The following is a 15,804-nucleotide window of genomic DNA, read 5'->3' on the forward strand; positions in this document are numbered from 1 at the left end:
TGGGCTGAAAGGGTGGCGAGTCGTCGCTATTTTGTTGCTGAATGGTGCTGTGTTTGCCTGTCGGGCCCGTTTTTGGTCCGGCTGTCGGGGTGCGACCGCTGATCCCCTCTATATATAGAAGGGTTGGTGTAGAGGCCCTGGCGTGATTCGCTGTATCTGCTCTCAGGGTGAGGCACAACCGTTTGTCCCCACCTATAAATTGCCTGCTGTTTTTTTACCCGTTTTCAGTAGGGTGACTTCTTGAGTTTGACCCACTAGAATGCATGCCCTTGATTCTGGGGTCGGAAACGGCCGGCTAACGTCTGTGCAACGAGGAATATCCATGCAAGTTTCTGTTGAAAATACTTCTGCTCTTGAGCGCCGCATGAGCATCACCGTGCCAGCTGAGCGCATCGAGACCCAAGTCAACAAGCGTCTGCAGCAGACTGCCCAAAAGGCCAAAATTGCAGGCTTCCGTCCTGGCAAAGTGCCAATGAGCGTGATTCGTCAGCGTTACGAAGCTGATGCGCGTCAAGAAGCTGTGGGCGATGTGATTCAGGCTTCCTTCTACGAAGCTGTTGTTGAGCAGAAGCTGAACCCGGCTGGCGCTCCTTCCGTAGAGCCTAAGGTTCTGGAGAAGGGCAAGGACCTGGAATACGTCGCTACGTTCGAAGTGTTCCCGGAGTTCACCGTTGCCGGCTTCGACTCCATCGCTGTTGAGCGCCTGAGCGCTGACGTGGCGGATGCCGATCTCGACAAAATGCTGGAAGTCCTGCGCAAGCAGAACACCCGTTTTGAACAAACCGATCGCGCTGCCCAGAACGAAGACCAACTGAACATCGATTTCGTTGGCAAGGTCGACGGTGAAGTGTTCGCTGGTGGTTCTGCCAAAAGTACTCAGCTGGTTCTGGGTTCCGGCCGCATGATCCCGGGCTTCGAAGATGGTCTGGTTGGCGCTAAAGCTGGCGAAGAACGTGTTCTGAACCTGACCTTCCCTGAGGACTATCAGAACCTGGACCTGGCTAACAAGGCAGCAGAGTTCACCGTTACCGTGAACACTGTCTCCGAGCCGAAATTGCCAGAATTGACCGAAGAATTCTTCGCTCAGTTCGGTATCAAGGAAACAGGTATTGAAGGTTTCCGCGCCGAAGTTCGTAAGAACATGGAGCGTGAGCTGCGTCAGGCGATCAAATCCAAGGTCAAGAATCAGGTGATGGACGGTCTGCTGGCCACCAACCCGATCGAAGTGCCGAAGTCCCTGCTCGAAAACGAAGTCAACCGTCTGCGCGTTCAGGCTGTTCAGCAGTTCGGTGGCAACATCAAACCGGATCAACTGCCGGCCGAGCTGTTCGAAGAGCAAGCCAAGCGCCGCGTTGTGCTGGGTCTGGTCGTTGCTGAAGTGGTCAAGCAATTCGACCTCAAGCCTGACGAAACCCGCGTTCGCGAGCTGATCCAGGAAATGGCTTCCGCTTACCAGGAGCCTGAGCAGGTTGTGTCTTGGTACTACAAGAACGACCAGCAAATGAACGAAGTCCGTTCGGTTGTGCTGGAAGAACAAGTTGTGGATACTGTTCTGCAGAAAGCTAGCGTGACCGACAAATCGGTCTCTTACGAAGAAGCGGTCAAGCCGGTAGAAGCTCCACAAGCCGACTGATTTTTCTTTGTTTGAAAATACACACATAAGCCAGCCTTCGCGCTGGCTTATGCGTATTCAAGACATAACTATTTGGGAGTGACTGCCGGACATGTCCCGCAATTCTTATTATCAGCAGAGCTCTGACATCCAGGCCGCAGGCGGCCTGGTCCCGATGGTTATCGAGCAGTCCGCCCGTGGCGAACGTGCCTATGACATCTACTCGCGCCTCCTCAAGGAGCGAGTGATCTTCCTGATTGGCCCTGTAGAAGACTACATGGCCAACCTGGTCGCGGCGCAACTGCTGTTCCTTGAAGCGGAAAACCCGGACAAGGACATCCATCTTTACATCAACTCACCAGGCGGTTCGGTGACTGCAGGCATGTCGATTTACGACACCATGCAATTCATCAAACCTGACGTTTCGACCATCTGCATTGGCCAGGCCTGCAGCATGGGTGCTTTCCTGCTCGCCGGTGGCGCTGCGGGCAAGCGTCACTGCTTGCCTAACTCGCGCATGATGATTCACCAGCCGTTGGGCGGCTTCCAGGGGCAGGCGTCGGATATCGACATCCATGCCAAGGAAATCCTCTCTATCCGTCATCGCTTGAACTCGTTGCTGGCCCATCACACCGGGCAAAGCCTCGAAACTGTCGAGCGTGATACCGAGCGTGATAACTTCATGGGTGCGGAGCGTGCGGCCGAATATGGCCTGATCGACTCTGTGATCACGAAGCGTCAAATGCCTGCCTAAGCAGCTCAAATGTAGGTGGTTGGTTTAACTGGCCACCTGTGGGCTTGAAAAAGCCTGCAATTGCCTTCATCTTGTGTTGCAAGCCTATCGGATTTGGATCGATCGAATGACTGACACCCGCAACGGCGAGGACAACGGCAAATTGCTCTATTGCTCCTTCTGTGGCAAAAGCCAGCATGAAGTACGCAAATTGATTGCCGGCCCCTCGGTCTTTATCTGCGACGAATGCGTCGACCTGTGCAATGACATCATCCGTGAGGAGGTGCAAGAAGCACAGGCTGAAAGCAGCGCGCATAAATTGCCTTCGCCTAAAGAAATCAGCGGCATCCTTGATCAGTATGTGATTGGTCAGGAGCGTGCGAAAAAGGTTTTGGCTGTAGCGGTGTACAACCACTACAAACGCCTGAACCAACGCGACAAAAAGAATGATGATGTCGAGCTCGGCAAAAGCAACATCTTGCTGATCGGCCCTACAGGCTCGGGTAAAACCCTGCTTGCTGAAACACTGGCTCGTTTGCTGAATGTACCTTTCACCATCGCTGACGCGACCACCCTCACCGAGGCGGGTTATGTTGGTGAAGATGTTGAGAACATCATTCAGAAGCTGCTGCAGAAGTGCGATTACGACGTAGAGAAGGCTCAGATGGGCATTGTCTATATCGATGAGATCGACAAGATCTCGCGTAAATCTGATAACCCTTCGATTACCCGGGATGTTTCCGGCGAAGGCGTGCAGCAGGCACTGCTCAAATTGATCGAAGGCACTGTCGCTTCCGTTCCGCCTCAAGGTGGTCGCAAGCATCCGCAGCAAGAGTTCCTTCAGGTCGATACGCGTAACATCCTGTTCATTTGCGGTGGTGCGTTCTCCGGGTTGGAAAAGGTGATTCAAAGCCGTTCTACCCGTGGTGGCATCGGCTTCAACGCTGAAGTGCGTAGCAAGGAAGAGGGCAAGAAGGTTGGCGAATCCCTGCGTGAAGTCGAACCTGACGATTTGGTCAAGTTCGGTCTGATCCCGGAATTCGTTGGTCGTCTGCCGGTTCTTGCAACGCTCGATGAGCTCGACGAAGCTGCGTTGATGCAGATTCTCACCGAGCCAAAAAATGCTCTGACCAAACAGTACGCCAAGTTGTTCGAGATGGAAGGCGTTGATCTGGAGTTCCGTGCCGACGCTCTCAAGTCGGTGGCCAAGCGTGCGCTTGAGCGCAAGACCGGTGCTCGTGGATTGCGTTCGATCCTCGAAGGTGTATTGCTCGACACTATGTACGAGATCCCCTCGCAGTCCGAGGTGAGTAAAGTAGTGATCGACGAAAGCGTTATAGAAGGTAAGTCCAAGCCACTGTATATCTATGAAAACAGTGAGCCGGCTGCCAAGGCAGCGCCAGACGCTTAAGCGTCGCGTTGCTGGTTTAAAGAAGGGGCCTTCGGGCCCCTTTGCTTTTGTAGGAGCTGCCAAAGGTTCGGGCCGCGTTCGGACGATCTTTTAAGCTTGTTTTTTTCGAAGGCAGCCCCCATCTTGGTTTCAAGCTTACTCCCATCTGTTTACGGCCTTATGGCCGCCGTAGAGGCGAAATCATGAAGACAACCATCGAATTGCCTCTCCTGCCATTGCGTGATGTTGTGGTTTATCCGCACATGGTTATCCCGCTGTTCGTGGGGCGTGAGAAATCTATCGAAGCCCTCGAGGCCGCGATGACGGGCGACAAGCAGATTCTCCTGGTGGCTCAGAGAAACCCTGCTGACGACGATCCCGGTGAAGACGCACTTTATCGCGTAGGTACTATCGCGACGGTTCTGCAGCTGCTCAAGCTGCCTGACGGCACGGTCAAAGTGTTGGTCGAGGGTGAGCAACGCGGTGCAATCGAGCGTTTCAGCGAAGTGGACGGCCACTGCCGCGCCGAAGTCTCGCTGATTGACGAAGTTGACGCTCCTGAGCGCGAGTCGGAAGTATTTGTCCGCAGCTTGCTGGCTCAGTTCGAACAATACGTGCAGTTGGGCAAAAAAGTCCCTGCCGAGGTGCTGTCGTCCCTTAACAGCATCGACGAGCCGAGTCGCCTGGTCGATACCATGGCGGCGCACATGGCGCTGAAGATCGAACAAAAGCAGGAAATTCTCGAAATCATCGATTTGTCGGCCCGGGTCGAGCACGTTCTGGCGTTGCTGGATGCCGAGATCGACCTGCTGCAAGTCGAAAAACGCATTCGCGGTCGCGTCAAAAAGCAAATGGAGCGCAGCCAGCGCGAGTACTACCTGAATGAGCAGATGAAGGCCATTCAGAAAGAGCTGGGTGATAGCGACGAAGGCCATAACGAAATCGAAGAGCTGAAAAAGCGCATCGATGCTGCCGGGTTGCCAAAAGATGCTCTGACCAAGGCTCAGGCCGAGCTGAACAAGCTCAAGCAAATGTCGCCAATGTCTGCGGAAGCGACAGTGGTGCGTTCTTATCTCGACTGGCTGGTTCAAGTGCCGTGGAAGGCCCAGAGCAAGGTGCGTCTGGATCTGGTGCGGGCTGAAGATATCCTCGATGCCGACCATTACGGTCTGGAAGAAGTCAAAGAACGGATCCTCGAATACCTCGCAGTGCAAAAACGCGTGAAGAAAATTCGTGGTCCGGTGCTGTGCCTGGTCGGTCCTCCTGGGGTGGGTAAAACCTCGCTGGCTGAATCGATTGCCCATGCGACCAACCGCAAGTTTGTTCGTATGGCGCTCGGCGGCGTGCGTGACGAAGCGGAAATTCGTGGCCATCGGCGGACTTATATCGGTTCGATGCCAGGAAGATTGATTCAAAAGATGACAAAGGTTGGCGTGCGCAACCCGCTGTTCCTGCTCGATGAAATCGACAAGATGGGTAGCGACATGCGCGGCGACCCGGCTTCGGCGTTGCTTGAGGTGCTCGATCCCGAGCAGAATCACAATTTCAACGACCATTACCTGGAAGTCGATTACGACCTTTCCGATGTAATGTTCCTCTGCACCGCCAACTCGATGAACATCCCGGCGGCTCTGCTCGACCGGATGGAAGTGATTCGTCTGCCGGGTTACACCGAAGACGAGAAGATCAACATCGCCGTCAAATACCTCTCGCCCAAGCAGATTCAGGCCAACGGCTTGAAGAAAGGCGAGCTGGAATTCGACGCCGAAGCAATCCGCGACATCATTCGCTACTACACCCGCGAAGCCGGTGTGCGTGGGCTTGAGCGTCAGATTGCGAAGATTTGCCGCAAGGCGGTTAAAGAGCACTCTCTAGAAAAACGCTTCTCGGTGAAAGTGACTGCCGAGCTGTTGGATCACTTCCTGGGCGTGCGCAAATTCCGCTACGGCCTGGCTGAACAGCAGGATCAGATCGGGCAAGTGACAGGCCTGGCCTGGACTCAGGTGGGTGGTGAGTTGCTGACCATCGAAGCGGCCGTGGTTCCAGGCAAGGGTCAGCTGATCAAGACCGGCTCCTTGGGTGATGTGATGGTCGAATCGATCACTGCGGCGCTGACGGTTGTTCGCAGTCGTGCGAAAAGCCTGGGGATCCCTCTGGACTTCCACGAGAAGCGCGACACTCATATCCACATGCCAGAAGGGGCTACGCCTAAAGACGGCCCTAGCGCTGGTGTAGGCATGTGTACGGCCCTGGTGTCGGCATTGACCGGGATTCCGGTGCGTGCGGATGTTGCCATGACAGGTGAAATTACCTTGCGCGGTCAGGTTCTGGCGATTGGCGGTCTCAAGGAAAAACTGTTGGCGGCACACCGTGGCGGGATCAAAACCGTGATCATTCCTGAAGAGAATGTCCGCGACTTGCGGGAAATTCCTGACAATATCAAGCAAGATCTTCAGATTAAACCAGTTAAATGGATTGACGAGGTCCTGCAAATTGCGCTGCAATACGCGCCGGAGCCCTTGCCGGATGTGGCTCCCGAGATAGTTGCAAAGGATGAAAAGCGCGAGTCTGACTCTAAGGAAAGAATTAGCACGCATTAGTACACATAAGCCTGGGGGGCTTCCTTGACAGCTTTTTAGAGCCCTTGTTATAAAGCGGCTCTTAAGTGTCTGTAGGCCATTCAGCACTCGTTTTTGTTTTTACCAAAAAACTTAGAATCATACTCAAATAGATATAAGGGGACTTAGAGTGAACAAGTCGGAACTGATTGATGCTATCGCTGCATCCGCTGATATCCCGAAAGCTGCTGCTGGCCGTGCGCTGGACGCAGTAATCGAATCCGTCACTGGCGCTCTCAAGGCTGGCGACTCTGTTGTACTGGTTGGTTTCGGCACTTTCTCCGTTACCGATCGTCCAGCTCGCATTGGTCGTAACCCACAGACCGGTAAGACGCTGGAAATCGCAGCAGCCAAAAAACCAGGTTTCAAAGCCGGTAAAGCACTGAAAGAAGCTGTTAACTAAGTTTCTTTCAAGTCTTTACCCATCCGGGTCGGGGTCATTCCTGACTTGGCAGCGGAGCGGTAGTTCAGTCGGTTAGAATACCGGCCTGTCACGCCGGGGGTCGCGGGTTCGAGTCCCGTCCGCTCCGCCAGTTACGAGAAGGCGCATCCTCGGATGCGCCTTTCTTCTATCCGGATTCTACCCACGCTCCACGGTTGCTTAATTTGAAGTACAACCGTTTCTGGGGGACGCATGCTGCAGAATATCAGGGACAATTCACAAGGCTGGATTGCCAAGACCATTATTGGAGTCATCGTTGCACTGATGGCTTTGACCGGTTTCGATGCCATCTTCAAGGCTACTACCCATAGCAATGATGCGGCCAAGGTGAACGGCGAAGAGATCAGCCAGAATGAGCTGAGTCAGGCGGTCGATATGCAACGCCGTCAGCTCATGCAACAGCTGGGCAAGGATTTCGATGCTTCCTTGCTCGACGAAACGATGCTGCGTGAAGCCGCTCTGAAAGGGTTGATCGATCGCAAACTGTTGCTGCAAGGCGCAGACAGTTCGAAATTTGCTTTCTCCGAGGCTGCTTTGGATCAAGTGATCCTGCAAACGCCTGAGTTTTTGGTCGACGGCAAGTTCAGCTCTGAGCGTTTCGATCAGGTGATCCGTCAGTTGGGCTACAGCCGTCTGCAATTCCGTCAGATGCTGGCGCAGGAAATGCTGATTGGTCAGCTGCGTGCCGGTCTGGCAGGTAGCGGTTTCGTGACCGATGCGCAGGTTCTGGCGTTCGCCCGTCTGGAAAAACAGACCCGCGATCTAGCCACTCTGAACATCAAGGCTGATCCGGCGGCAGTCAAACTGACCGATGATGAGGTCAAGGCTTACTACGACGAGCACGCCAAGGAGTTCATGTCTCCTGATCAGGTGGTGATCGATTACCTCGAGTTGAAGAAAGCCTCTTTCTTTGATCAGGTCAGCGTCAAGGACGAAGACCTGCAGGCCCAGTATCAGAAAGAAACTGCGAACCTCTCCGAGCAACGTCGGGCGGCGCATATTCTGATCGAAGTGAATGACAAGGTGAACGAGGCGCAAGCCAAGGCCAGGATCGACGAGGTTCAACAGCGTCTGGCCAAGGGTGAAAGCTTCGAGGCGTTGGCCAAAGAGTTCTCGCAGGATCCAGGTTCGGCAGCTAACGGCGGCGACCTCGGTTATGCGGGTCCAGGTGTCTACGACCCAATCTTTGAAAAGGCTTTGTACGCCTTGAACAAGGATCAGGTTTCGGCACCGGTTCGCACTGATTTCGGTTGGCATTTGATCAAGCTGTTGGGCGTCGAGGCACCTGAAGTGCCGAGCTTTGCCAGCCTGAAAGACAAGCTGACCAAAGAACTGAAAACCCAACAGGTCGAGCAGCGCTTCGTCGAAGCGACCAAGCAATTGGAAGACTCGTCGTTCGAAGCTTCCGATCTGGCTCAGCCGGCTCAAGAGCTGAAACTGACCGTTCACACCTCGGCGCCGTTTGGCCGTGAAGGTGGTGAGGGTGTGGCTGCCAACCGTGCTGTCGTGACGGCTGCGTTCAGTCCTGAAGTGCTGGATGAGGGGGCTAACAGCACCGCCATCGAACTGGATCCGGAAACGGTTGTGGTACTTCGCGCCAAAGAGCATCGCAAGCCTGAACAGCTGCCACTGGAAAGCGTTGCCAGCAGCATCCGTGTGCAATTGGCCAAGGAGCATGCAAGTGCTGCCGCCAAGACCAAGGCTGAAGCACTGATCGCCAGTCTGCGCGATGGCAAGACACCGCTGAATAAAGCGGTAGATGGTCAGAACTGGAAAGTTACCGAGGCCGTAACCCGTGGTCAGGAAGGTATCGACCCAACCGTGCTGCAAGCACTGTTCCGGATGCCGAAACCTGAAGCCAAGGACAAGCCGACTTTCAGCAGTGTGACCTTGGCCGATGGTAGCCTGGTGATCGTGCGTCTGAACGGCGTGAACGAAGCGGCAGCTCCTACCGAGGAAGAAAAGGCCCAGTATCGCCGCTTCCTTGCTTCGCGCGTTGGTCAGCAAGACTTTGCTGCCTATCGCAAGCAACTGGAAAGTCAGGCGGACATAAAGCGTTTCTGATGCCTCACTGAGTCAACAAGCAGTAAACAAAGACCCCGGCCCCAAGGCCGGGGTCTTTGTTTATGGGGTTGTCAGTGCCGGGATACTCCAGCGTGTTCTGGACGATTACCTCGAACACAGTGCCACTTTCTGGACTTTCTGGACTTTCTGGACTCTCTGGCCTTCCAGTCGACACGCGGCGGCCAGGCTGCGGTGTTCATTGATCATTTATGTGCGCGACTTTTCCCCGCAAACAGTGGTCTGTAAGATTGTAAGAGTTTTAAGACACTAAACGGTACGCCCTCGGGCACCGATCTGTTGCACAATACGCCCGAACCGTTTTGCTCAGGATTTTCAATGTTTAAATCATTCCACTTGCGTGTCGCTGTACTGGCGCTTGTGATGGCAGGCGCAGCAGGTTGCTCATCGCAGAAGGCCGCCATTTATGAGCATGAAAATTTCGCTGACTCCGGAACCTTCTCGCGCGACTACCCGATGAGCGATACCGCGACGTGCGAAGCCGCACGCCGTGCCTTGCTCAGTCAGGGCTATATCATCACCAGCAGCGACCCGAAGCTGGTCAGTGGCCACAAGAGCTTTCAGCAGACCGGTGAAACGCATATGGAGATCAGCTTCAGCGTTGTCTGTGCGGAAGACGGCAGTGCCGGTCACCACGCGACGATGTTCGCCAATGCCTTGCAGGATCGCTATGCGCTGAAGAAGACTAATAACTCCGCCAGCCTTGGGGTCGGTGTGCTGGGTTCGGTGTCGATGCCAATTGGCTCCTCCGACGATTCGATGGTCAAGGTCGCCAGCGAAACGGTGTCTTCGGCCAAGTTTTATGAGCGTTTCTTTGCGCTGGTTGAACTGTTCATGCCACCTGAGGCCAAGAAAGCTGCGCATATCACCGAGAAGCCGAAGACCGATCTGGGCATGCCAGAACCCAAGGCTGCAGCGGCACCCGTAGCGCCGACACCGACGCCTGCGCCTGCTGCCGCACCAGCCGCAGAACCTGCACCTATCGTGCCAGCTCAAAGTGCGCCACCGGTCTCAGAGCCAGTGGCGCCCCCTGCTGAAACCGCGCCGGCTGCCCCTGCGGCAGCCGTGGAGCCAGTCTCGTCGACTGAAACTGTAACGCCACCGGCGAACCCAGATTCGCTGGCGGCACCGACAGAGCCGATTCCGGCTCTGCCAGTTTCGGCTCAGTAAGCTCGGTTCAGACCGCTGCAGGATTGGCTTTGTCGATATCGATCCCGTAGCGGCTGATCGCTTGTTAGGCGAGGCTAAGGGCAATCAACCCGTCATCGGCCAGTGCTTTCAGAGCAGCCAGCACAATAAAGTGTCGATCCATTTCAAAGAACTGGCGCAATGCTTCACGGGTATCAGACTGCCCGAAGCCGTCGGTGCCCAAGGCGACGATCAGTGACGAATGGTCGGATCTGGTCAGCAAAATCTAGCGCTCCGTCCCATGGCCTTGGCGACGCAGTTCGGTAAGGCTGGTGGCGCTCCAGACATCGCTGATGATCGCGAAATCGCTGAGCAGCAGTTCACTGGCGGCGATGACCTCGTGCAGATTCGATCCGCTCCCCATGAGTTGAACACGCGACTGGTCACTTTTCGTTGGTTCGCCCGTACTCAACCGATACATTCCTTTGAGAATCCCGCTCTCGACACGCTCAGGCATGGCCGGGTGTGGGTGGTTTTCGTTGAGCAGTGTGATGTAGTAGTAAATATCCACCTGTTCGACATGCATGCGCCGCATGCCTTCACGGATGATCACCGCCAGCTCAAAGGCAAAGGTCGGGTCGTAGGATATGCAGCAAGGGATGACCGATGACAGCACATGGCTATGACCGTCATCGTGTTGCAGGCCTTCGCCCATCAAGGTTGTACGATCGGGTGCGCGACTCATCGGGCACAATGGGTACGATCAGCTTGCCCGGATTTGGATCCTTGAGCAGGGTGCCAAGAATCCGTATGAAGGCCATGGTGGTCGAGATCGAGCGCTCGCCAGTGTCTTTCAACTGTGTAGCAAAGGCCTCCAGCGGCGGGATTTTCAGCGGTGGGCAAGGGCGGGGTTTTGGTCGTGGTTCTCTGTGCGCAGAAGCTCAATGAACTCATGGTTCGGGCGGCCTGGATGAACAGGAAATTACCCTACTTGATTAGTCAATATGACTGCAATTGCAATGGTTGCATCTGCATTTATAATTTCGACAGTAAATTCGCGGCGGTCTGCTACGTTTAAATTTGAGAAGTGCGAGCGTCACGCAGATTTCATTTTTCCGTCATACGGGCACTTTATGCTGGAGGCGAAGGTCATTTAAGCAATCGGTTTTTCACCGCAACCAAAAGGATTTCGTAATGGACGATTATCAAGAAGAGCTTCTCGAATATCAGGCGTTTGAACTGGATCCGCTGGAACCTGCTGAAGACGCTACCGAGCTGTGATGGTGGTAGCGTGCTTCAGGCGGAGTGGCGATGGCTGCGACGAAATTCGCCAGGGGTCTGGCCGTTCCAGCGTTTGAAGGCGCGTTGAAAGGCTTCGGCTGAGGCAAAGCCCAGCAAGTAAGCGATCTCCCCGAACGCCAGTTCGGTGTCGCGAATGTAGGTCATGGCCAGATCACGGCGGGTGTCGTTGAGAATGGCGCGAAATTGTGTACCTTCTTCGGCGAGCTTGCGACGCAAGGTCCAGGTGGGCAGCTTCAGGCGTGCCGCCACTTCTTCCAGGTCAGGTTCCCGGCCACCATTAAGCAACGGTCCCAGCAACTGAGTGATGCGTTCACGCAGGCTGCGGGTTCGGGTCAGCTGTTCCAATTCCCTTTCACACAGTTTGAGCAGAAGGCGCCATGTGCTGGGGCAATGTTCAGGGTTGCGCAGCGCCAGGCTGGCCTGGTTCAGACGCAGCTGATTGTGCTCGGTGCCAAAGTGGATCGGGCAATCACCCAGCACCCCATAACGTTCGCGGTAATCCGGTTCGGCGAACTCGATGTCAATACGCTCAGCATGTAGCGGTTCGGGGCTCAGGCTGGATAGCTGTTGTAGCCAGCCGGCGATGATCGAGTCCACCACAAAACGGTTGTAGGCGTTATAGGGGCTGATGGAATAAAACCGCAGCCAGGCGCCTTGGGCATCTTCATGGAAACTCGACTGGCCACGATAATTCGAGCCGTATAAGGCTTCGAAGCGGATCAGGCAGCGCGCGGCTTCCCGAACCGTCGGTGCCTGGGCCGCCGTAACCCCAGCCAAACCGGCTTGGCTGAGGCGGCTGAGTTGGCCCATGCGCAAGCCCAATGCAAGGTCGCCGGTCAGTTGAATGGCGGCATGGCCCAGACGCATGTAGCGCGGGATCGACAGTCTGGCGCCGGCTTCGGCCAGGCGGGCCGGGTCGAGGCCGTATTGATCGAGCAAACCCTGTGGGTCCAGGCCATGGCTGCGCACAGCGTCGGCAAGGCTATGGACAAAGCCTACTGACAGATCCCCGAGGCGCATCGGCAGCGGCTTCATCGGTTACAACCAGATGTTCAGCAGGCGGGCACCGCGGGCATTGCCGTCGGCGATGGTTTGGCCGTTGCTGCTGATAAAACTCTGGCCGTCGCTGCCTTGATCCCAGAACTGGCCGCGCAAAAACACGCTCATGCCGGCTACAGCCCGGCTGCTGGGAAGCTGGCTGATCAGCGTCAGACGATGCCAGGCGTCACCTTCACTGAGCTCTCCGGGCTTGAGGCTGACTTCGCTGGGAGTCGACAAGTTTTTGTACCCATGCCAGGGTTTGTCCCACGTGCCGCGGCCAGTGACGAAGGCGGGAATGGCGATCAACTGCGCGCCCTGATCATTGAGTTTGCGGTAGTTATCGGGGTACCAACTGTCGCTGCCGATCAACACTCCAAGGCGTCCTGCCGGGGTATCGATGACGTTAATAGCCCTATCGGCACTGGACTGGATAAAGCCGTGCTCATCGAATGCTGGATTGAGTTGACGTTGGGGTTGGCCGATCGGCAAGCCGTCGCTGCCGAACACCAGTGTGCTGTTGTACAGCGCACCGCGACCGATTTTTAGATTGCCGTCGCTGACAGTTGGCTCAGGCAACACGATGGAGCCTGCCACCAGCGTTACGCCAAACTCCTTGGCCAGCCCGCCGAATAGCGCCTGGTAATCCCGGGCCATGGTTTTGGCTTTCATGCGCAGATACGCATCGTCCAGACGATTCTCGCCTTTGGCGCTGATCAGTGCCCGGACAAATTTCAGTGGGTTGCTGACGGCCAGCCAGTTCATGGCCTCTTCAAGGCTGTTGGCCTGGTACAACTCATCTTTTTCGCCGCTGACCATCAGCCAGGTGCCGATATGCTCCGGCAGCACAACGATGGTTTTTTCATTCAGCAAGCCTTGATCCCGGGCTTGCTGCAAATAGGCTGCGAGCTTGCGATGCAACTGCTGGGGGCTTTGATAATCGGTGGGGAACAGCTCGGGCTGGATGCCCAGAAGGTTGCCACGGTCGGAGCGAATGCCTTGATTCACGGCGAGCTTGATCCGCAAATCCGATAAGTAATGGCCGACGGGGCGTTCGGCGGTCCACATCGCATAGGTGGTGATGGCGGCGATCAAGGCCATGGAAAAGGTGAAGCAAAGAAGTTTACGCATGGGAAAACGGTAAGCGGCCACGTGCAGGGTTCGCGGACTAGGGTAGGGCCCATGCACACGATTGCCAAGGGGCGCTGCGCATTTGGATCAATAAGTTGTCAGTTACAGTCATTGAGCGGCAAGGGGTGTGCTCTTAGTCTGTCGAACATAAATGATGGGAGCCAAAGAGCTCCTGCACTTTTCCGTGATTGCTCGTTGTGGAGTTACCGATGGCCGCCGCTCATTACCCGCACCTGTTAGCCCCGCTGGATCTGGGTTTTACCACGTTGCGCAACCGCACCCTGATGGGTTCGATGCACACCGGCCTTGAAGAAAAACCCGGTGGTTTTGAGCGCATGGCCGCTTACTTCGCCGAGCGTGCCCGTGGCGGCGTTGGCCTGATGGTCACCGGCGGCATTGCTCCGAACGATGAAGGTGGCGTGTACTCGGGCGCAGCCAAGCTGACCACCGAGGAGGAGGCGTTAAAACATCAAATCGTGACCCGCGCGGTACACGAAGCGGGCGGCAAGATCTGTATGCAGATCCTCCACGCCGGGCGTTATGCCTATAGCCCAAAACAGGTAGCGCCAAGTGCCATCCAGGCGCCGATCAATCCGTTCAAGCCCAAAGAGCTGGACGAGGAAGGCATCGAGAAGCAAATCAGCGATTTCGTCACCTGTTCGACCCTTGCACAAAAAGCCGAGTACGACGGCGTTGAAATCATGGGTTCCGAAGGCTACTTCATTAACCAGTTCCTCGCAGGGCACACCAACCACCGGACCGACCGCTGGGGTGGTAGCTATGAAAACCGCATGCGTCTGCCGGTGGAAATCGTCCGCCGCGTGCGCGAAGCTGCAGGGCCAAATTTCATCATCATCTATCGCCTGTCGATGCTTGACCTGGTGGAAGGCGGCAGCACCTGGGAAGAGATCGTCCTGTTAGCCAAAGCTATCGAGCAGGCCGGCGCGACCATCATCAACACTGGGATTGGCTGGCACGAAGCGCGAATCCCGACCATCGCCACCAAAGTCCCGCGTGCGGCGTTCAGCAAGGTCACCGCCAAGTTGCGCGGTTCGGTGAAGATCCCGTTGATCACCACCAATCGCATTAACACCCCGGAAATCGCCGAGCAGATCCTCGCTGAAGGCGACGCTGACATGGTCTCGATGGCGCGGCCGTTCCTCGCCGATCCAGATTTCGTCAACAAAGCCGCTGCCGGGCGTGGCGACGAGATCAACACCTGCATCGGTTGCAATCAGGCCTGCCTGGATCACACCTTTGGCGGCAAGTTGACCAGTTGCCTGGTGAACCCACGGGCCTGCCATGAAACCGAACTGAATTACCTGCCGGTGCAGCAGATCAAGAAAATCGCTGTGGTTGGCGCCGGGCCTGCGGGTTTGTCAGCGGCCACTGTGGCCGCTGAACGCGGGCATCAGGTTACGCTGTTCGATTCCGCCAGCGAGATTGGTGGCCAGTTCAACGTCGCCAAGCGCGTGCCAGGCAAGGAAGAGTTTTTTGAAACCCTGCGCTACTTCAAACGCAAGTTGCAAACCACCCATGTCGAGCTGTGCCTGAACACCCGGGTCGACGTCGCGCAACTGGTGGCTGGCGGTTATGACGAAATCATTCTCGCTACTGGCATCGCCCCTCGTTTGCCGGCGATTCCAGGCGTCGAGAATGCCAAGGTTCTGAGCTACCTGGACGTGATTTTTGAGCGCAAACCGGTCGGCAAAAGCGTGGCGGTGATTGGTGCGGGTGGTATCGGTTTCGACGTGTCGGAATTTCTCGTCCATCAAGGTGTGTCCACCAGCCAGGACCGCGAGGCGTTCTGGAAGGAGTGGGGTATCGATACTCACCTTGAGGCGCGTGGTGGTGTTGCCGGTATCAAAGCTGAGCCCCATGCACCGGCGCGTCAGGTATTCCTGCTGCAACGCAAGAAGTCCAAGGTCGGCGACGGCTTGGGCAAGACCACAGGCTGGATTCATCGCACGGGCCTGAAGAACAAGCAGGTGCAGATGCTCAATAGCGTCGAATACCTGAAGATCGACGATGCCGGTTTGCACATCCGTATAGGTGAGGCCGGTGAGCCGCAAGTATTGCCGGTGGACAATATCGTGATTTGCGCAGGGCAAGATCCGCTGCGCGAATTGCAGGACGGCCTGGTCGCCGCCGGGCAGAACGTGCACCTGATCGGTGGCGCAGACGTGGCCGTTGAACTGGACGCCAAGCGGGCGATCAATCAGGGCTCGCGGTTGGCTGCGCAGCTGTAACGAACCCTGTAGCAGCTGGCGAAGCCTGCGTTCGGCCGGCACGGCCGTAAAACCTGACACCGCGATTCTGAATGCAGAT

General features: G+C 56.0%; 10 protein-coding genes, 1 tRNA gene and 1 pseudogene. 9 read left to right on the top strand and 3 right to left on the bottom strand.

The annotated features are described in order from the left end of the window. Positions 1–322: 322 nt before the first annotated feature. The 8 genes from tig to ACZYSM_RS14750 all read left to right on the top strand — a co-directional run bounded on the left by tig (position 323) and on the right by ACZYSM_RS14750 (position 10,047). Positions 323–1,633, top strand: a complete 1,311-nt coding sequence (gene tig / locus ACZYSM_RS14715; protein ID WP_489072212.1) for a trigger factor — start codon at positions 323–325, stop codon at positions 1,631–1,633. A gap of 91 nt (positions 1,634–1,724) precedes the next feature. Then, a complete protein-coding gene (gene clpP / locus ACZYSM_RS14720; RefSeq protein ID WP_489072213.1) occupies positions 1,725–2,366 on the top strand; it encodes an ATP-dependent Clp endopeptidase proteolytic subunit ClpP in 642 nt (213 codons plus the stop codon). A 106-nt stretch (positions 2,367–2,472) separates the two neighbouring features. Next, positions 2,473–3,756: an ATP-dependent Clp protease ATP-binding subunit ClpX gene (clpX, locus tag ACZYSM_RS14725; RefSeq protein ID WP_282376468.1), complete on the top strand. Its 1,284-nt coding sequence runs from the start codon at positions 2,473–2,475 to the stop codon at positions 3,754–3,756. A 182-nt stretch (positions 3,757–3,938) separates the two neighbouring features. Continuing rightward, the gene (gene lon / locus ACZYSM_RS14730; protein ID WP_489072214.1) at positions 3,939–6,335 is read left to right on the top strand and encodes an endopeptidase La; all 2,397 of its coding nucleotides are present in this window, start codon (positions 3,939–3,941) and stop codon (positions 6,333–6,335) included. A 148-nt stretch (positions 6,336–6,483) separates the two neighbouring features. After that, a complete protein-coding gene (locus ACZYSM_RS14735; RefSeq protein WP_002552737.1) occupies positions 6,484–6,756 on the top strand; it encodes an HU family DNA-binding protein in 273 nt (90 codons plus the stop codon). 53 nt (positions 6,757–6,809) lie between these two features. Continuing rightward, positions 6,810–6,886, top strand: a tRNA-Asp gene (locus ACZYSM_RS14740). A gap of 101 nt (positions 6,887–6,987) precedes the next feature. After that, positions 6,988–8,859, top strand: a complete 1,872-nt coding sequence (locus tag ACZYSM_RS14745; RefSeq protein ID WP_489072215.1) for a SurA N-terminal domain-containing protein — start codon at positions 6,988–6,990, stop codon at positions 8,857–8,859. 336 nt (positions 8,860–9,195) lie between these two features. Further along, positions 9,196–10,047: a DUF2242 domain-containing protein gene (locus ACZYSM_RS14750; RefSeq protein ID WP_489072216.1), complete on the top strand. Its 852-nt coding sequence runs from the start codon at positions 9,196–9,198 to the stop codon at positions 10,045–10,047. 64 nt (positions 10,048–10,111) lie between these two features. On the opposite strand, the pseudogene ACZYSM_RS14755 reads toward ACZYSM_RS14750, so the two are convergent. The 3 genes and pseudogenes from ACZYSM_RS14755 to ACZYSM_RS14765 all read right to left on the bottom strand — a co-directional run. Beyond that, positions 10,112–10,901 (bottom strand): annotated as a pseudogene (locus tag ACZYSM_RS14755) (transketolase-like TK C-terminal-containing protein); the annotation flags it as partial. Between the two features lie 400 nt (positions 10,902–11,301). Further along, positions 11,302–12,342 carry an AraC family transcriptional regulator gene (locus ACZYSM_RS14760; RefSeq protein ID WP_489072218.1) on the bottom strand — a complete coding sequence of 347 codons (1,041 nt, stop codon included), beginning with the start codon at positions 12,340–12,342 and terminating at the stop codon, positions 11,302–11,304. A gap of 3 nt (positions 12,343–12,345) precedes the next feature. After that, on the bottom strand, positions 12,346–13,476 hold the full coding sequence (locus ACZYSM_RS14765; RefSeq protein ID WP_489072219.1) for a nitrilase-related carbon-nitrogen hydrolase: 1,131 nt from the start codon (positions 13,474–13,476) through the stop codon (positions 12,346–12,348). Between the two features lie 209 nt (positions 13,477–13,685). Here ACZYSM_RS14765 and ACZYSM_RS14770 point away from each other — a divergent pair, with 209 nt between their 5' ends. Beyond that, positions 13,686–15,725 carry an oxidoreductase gene (locus tag ACZYSM_RS14770; RefSeq protein ID WP_489072220.1) on the top strand — a complete coding sequence of 680 codons (2,040 nt, stop codon included), beginning with the start codon at positions 13,686–13,688 and terminating at the stop codon, positions 15,723–15,725. Positions 15,726–15,804: the final 79 nt, after the last annotated feature.

Source organism: Pseudomonas sp. F220, assembly GCF_057813935.1.

Bases quoted from the DNA above. Each gene is read 5' to 3' on its own strand.
- clpX (WP_282376468.1), top strand. From the start codon at position 2,473: ATGACTGACACCCGCAACGGCGAGGACAACGGCAAATTGCTCTATTGC.
- ACZYSM_RS14760 (WP_489072218.1), bottom strand. From the start codon at position 12,342: ATGAAGCCGCTGCCGATGCGCCTCGGGGATCTGTCAGTAGGCTTTGTC.
- ACZYSM_RS14745 (WP_489072215.1), top strand. From the start codon at position 6,988: ATGCTGCAGAATATCAGGGACAATTCACAAGGCTGGATTGCCAAGACC.
- ACZYSM_RS14765 (WP_489072219.1), bottom strand. From the start codon at position 13,476: ATGCGTAAACTTCTTTGCTTCACCTTTTCCATGGCCTTGATCGCCGCC.
- ACZYSM_RS14770 (WP_489072220.1), top strand. From the start codon at position 13,686: ATGGCCGCCGCTCATTACCCGCACCTGTTAGCCCCGCTGGATCTGGGT.
- clpP (WP_489072213.1), top strand. From the start codon at position 1,725: ATGTCCCGCAATTCTTATTATCAGCAGAGCTCTGACATCCAGGCCGCA.
- ACZYSM_RS14750 (WP_489072216.1), top strand. From the start codon at position 9,196: ATGTTTAAATCATTCCACTTGCGTGTCGCTGTACTGGCGCTTGTGATG.
- lon (WP_489072214.1), top strand. From the start codon at position 3,939: ATGAAGACAACCATCGAATTGCCTCTCCTGCCATTGCGTGATGTTGTG.
- tig (WP_489072212.1), top strand. From the start codon at position 323: ATGCAAGTTTCTGTTGAAAATACTTCTGCTCTTGAGCGCCGCATGAGC.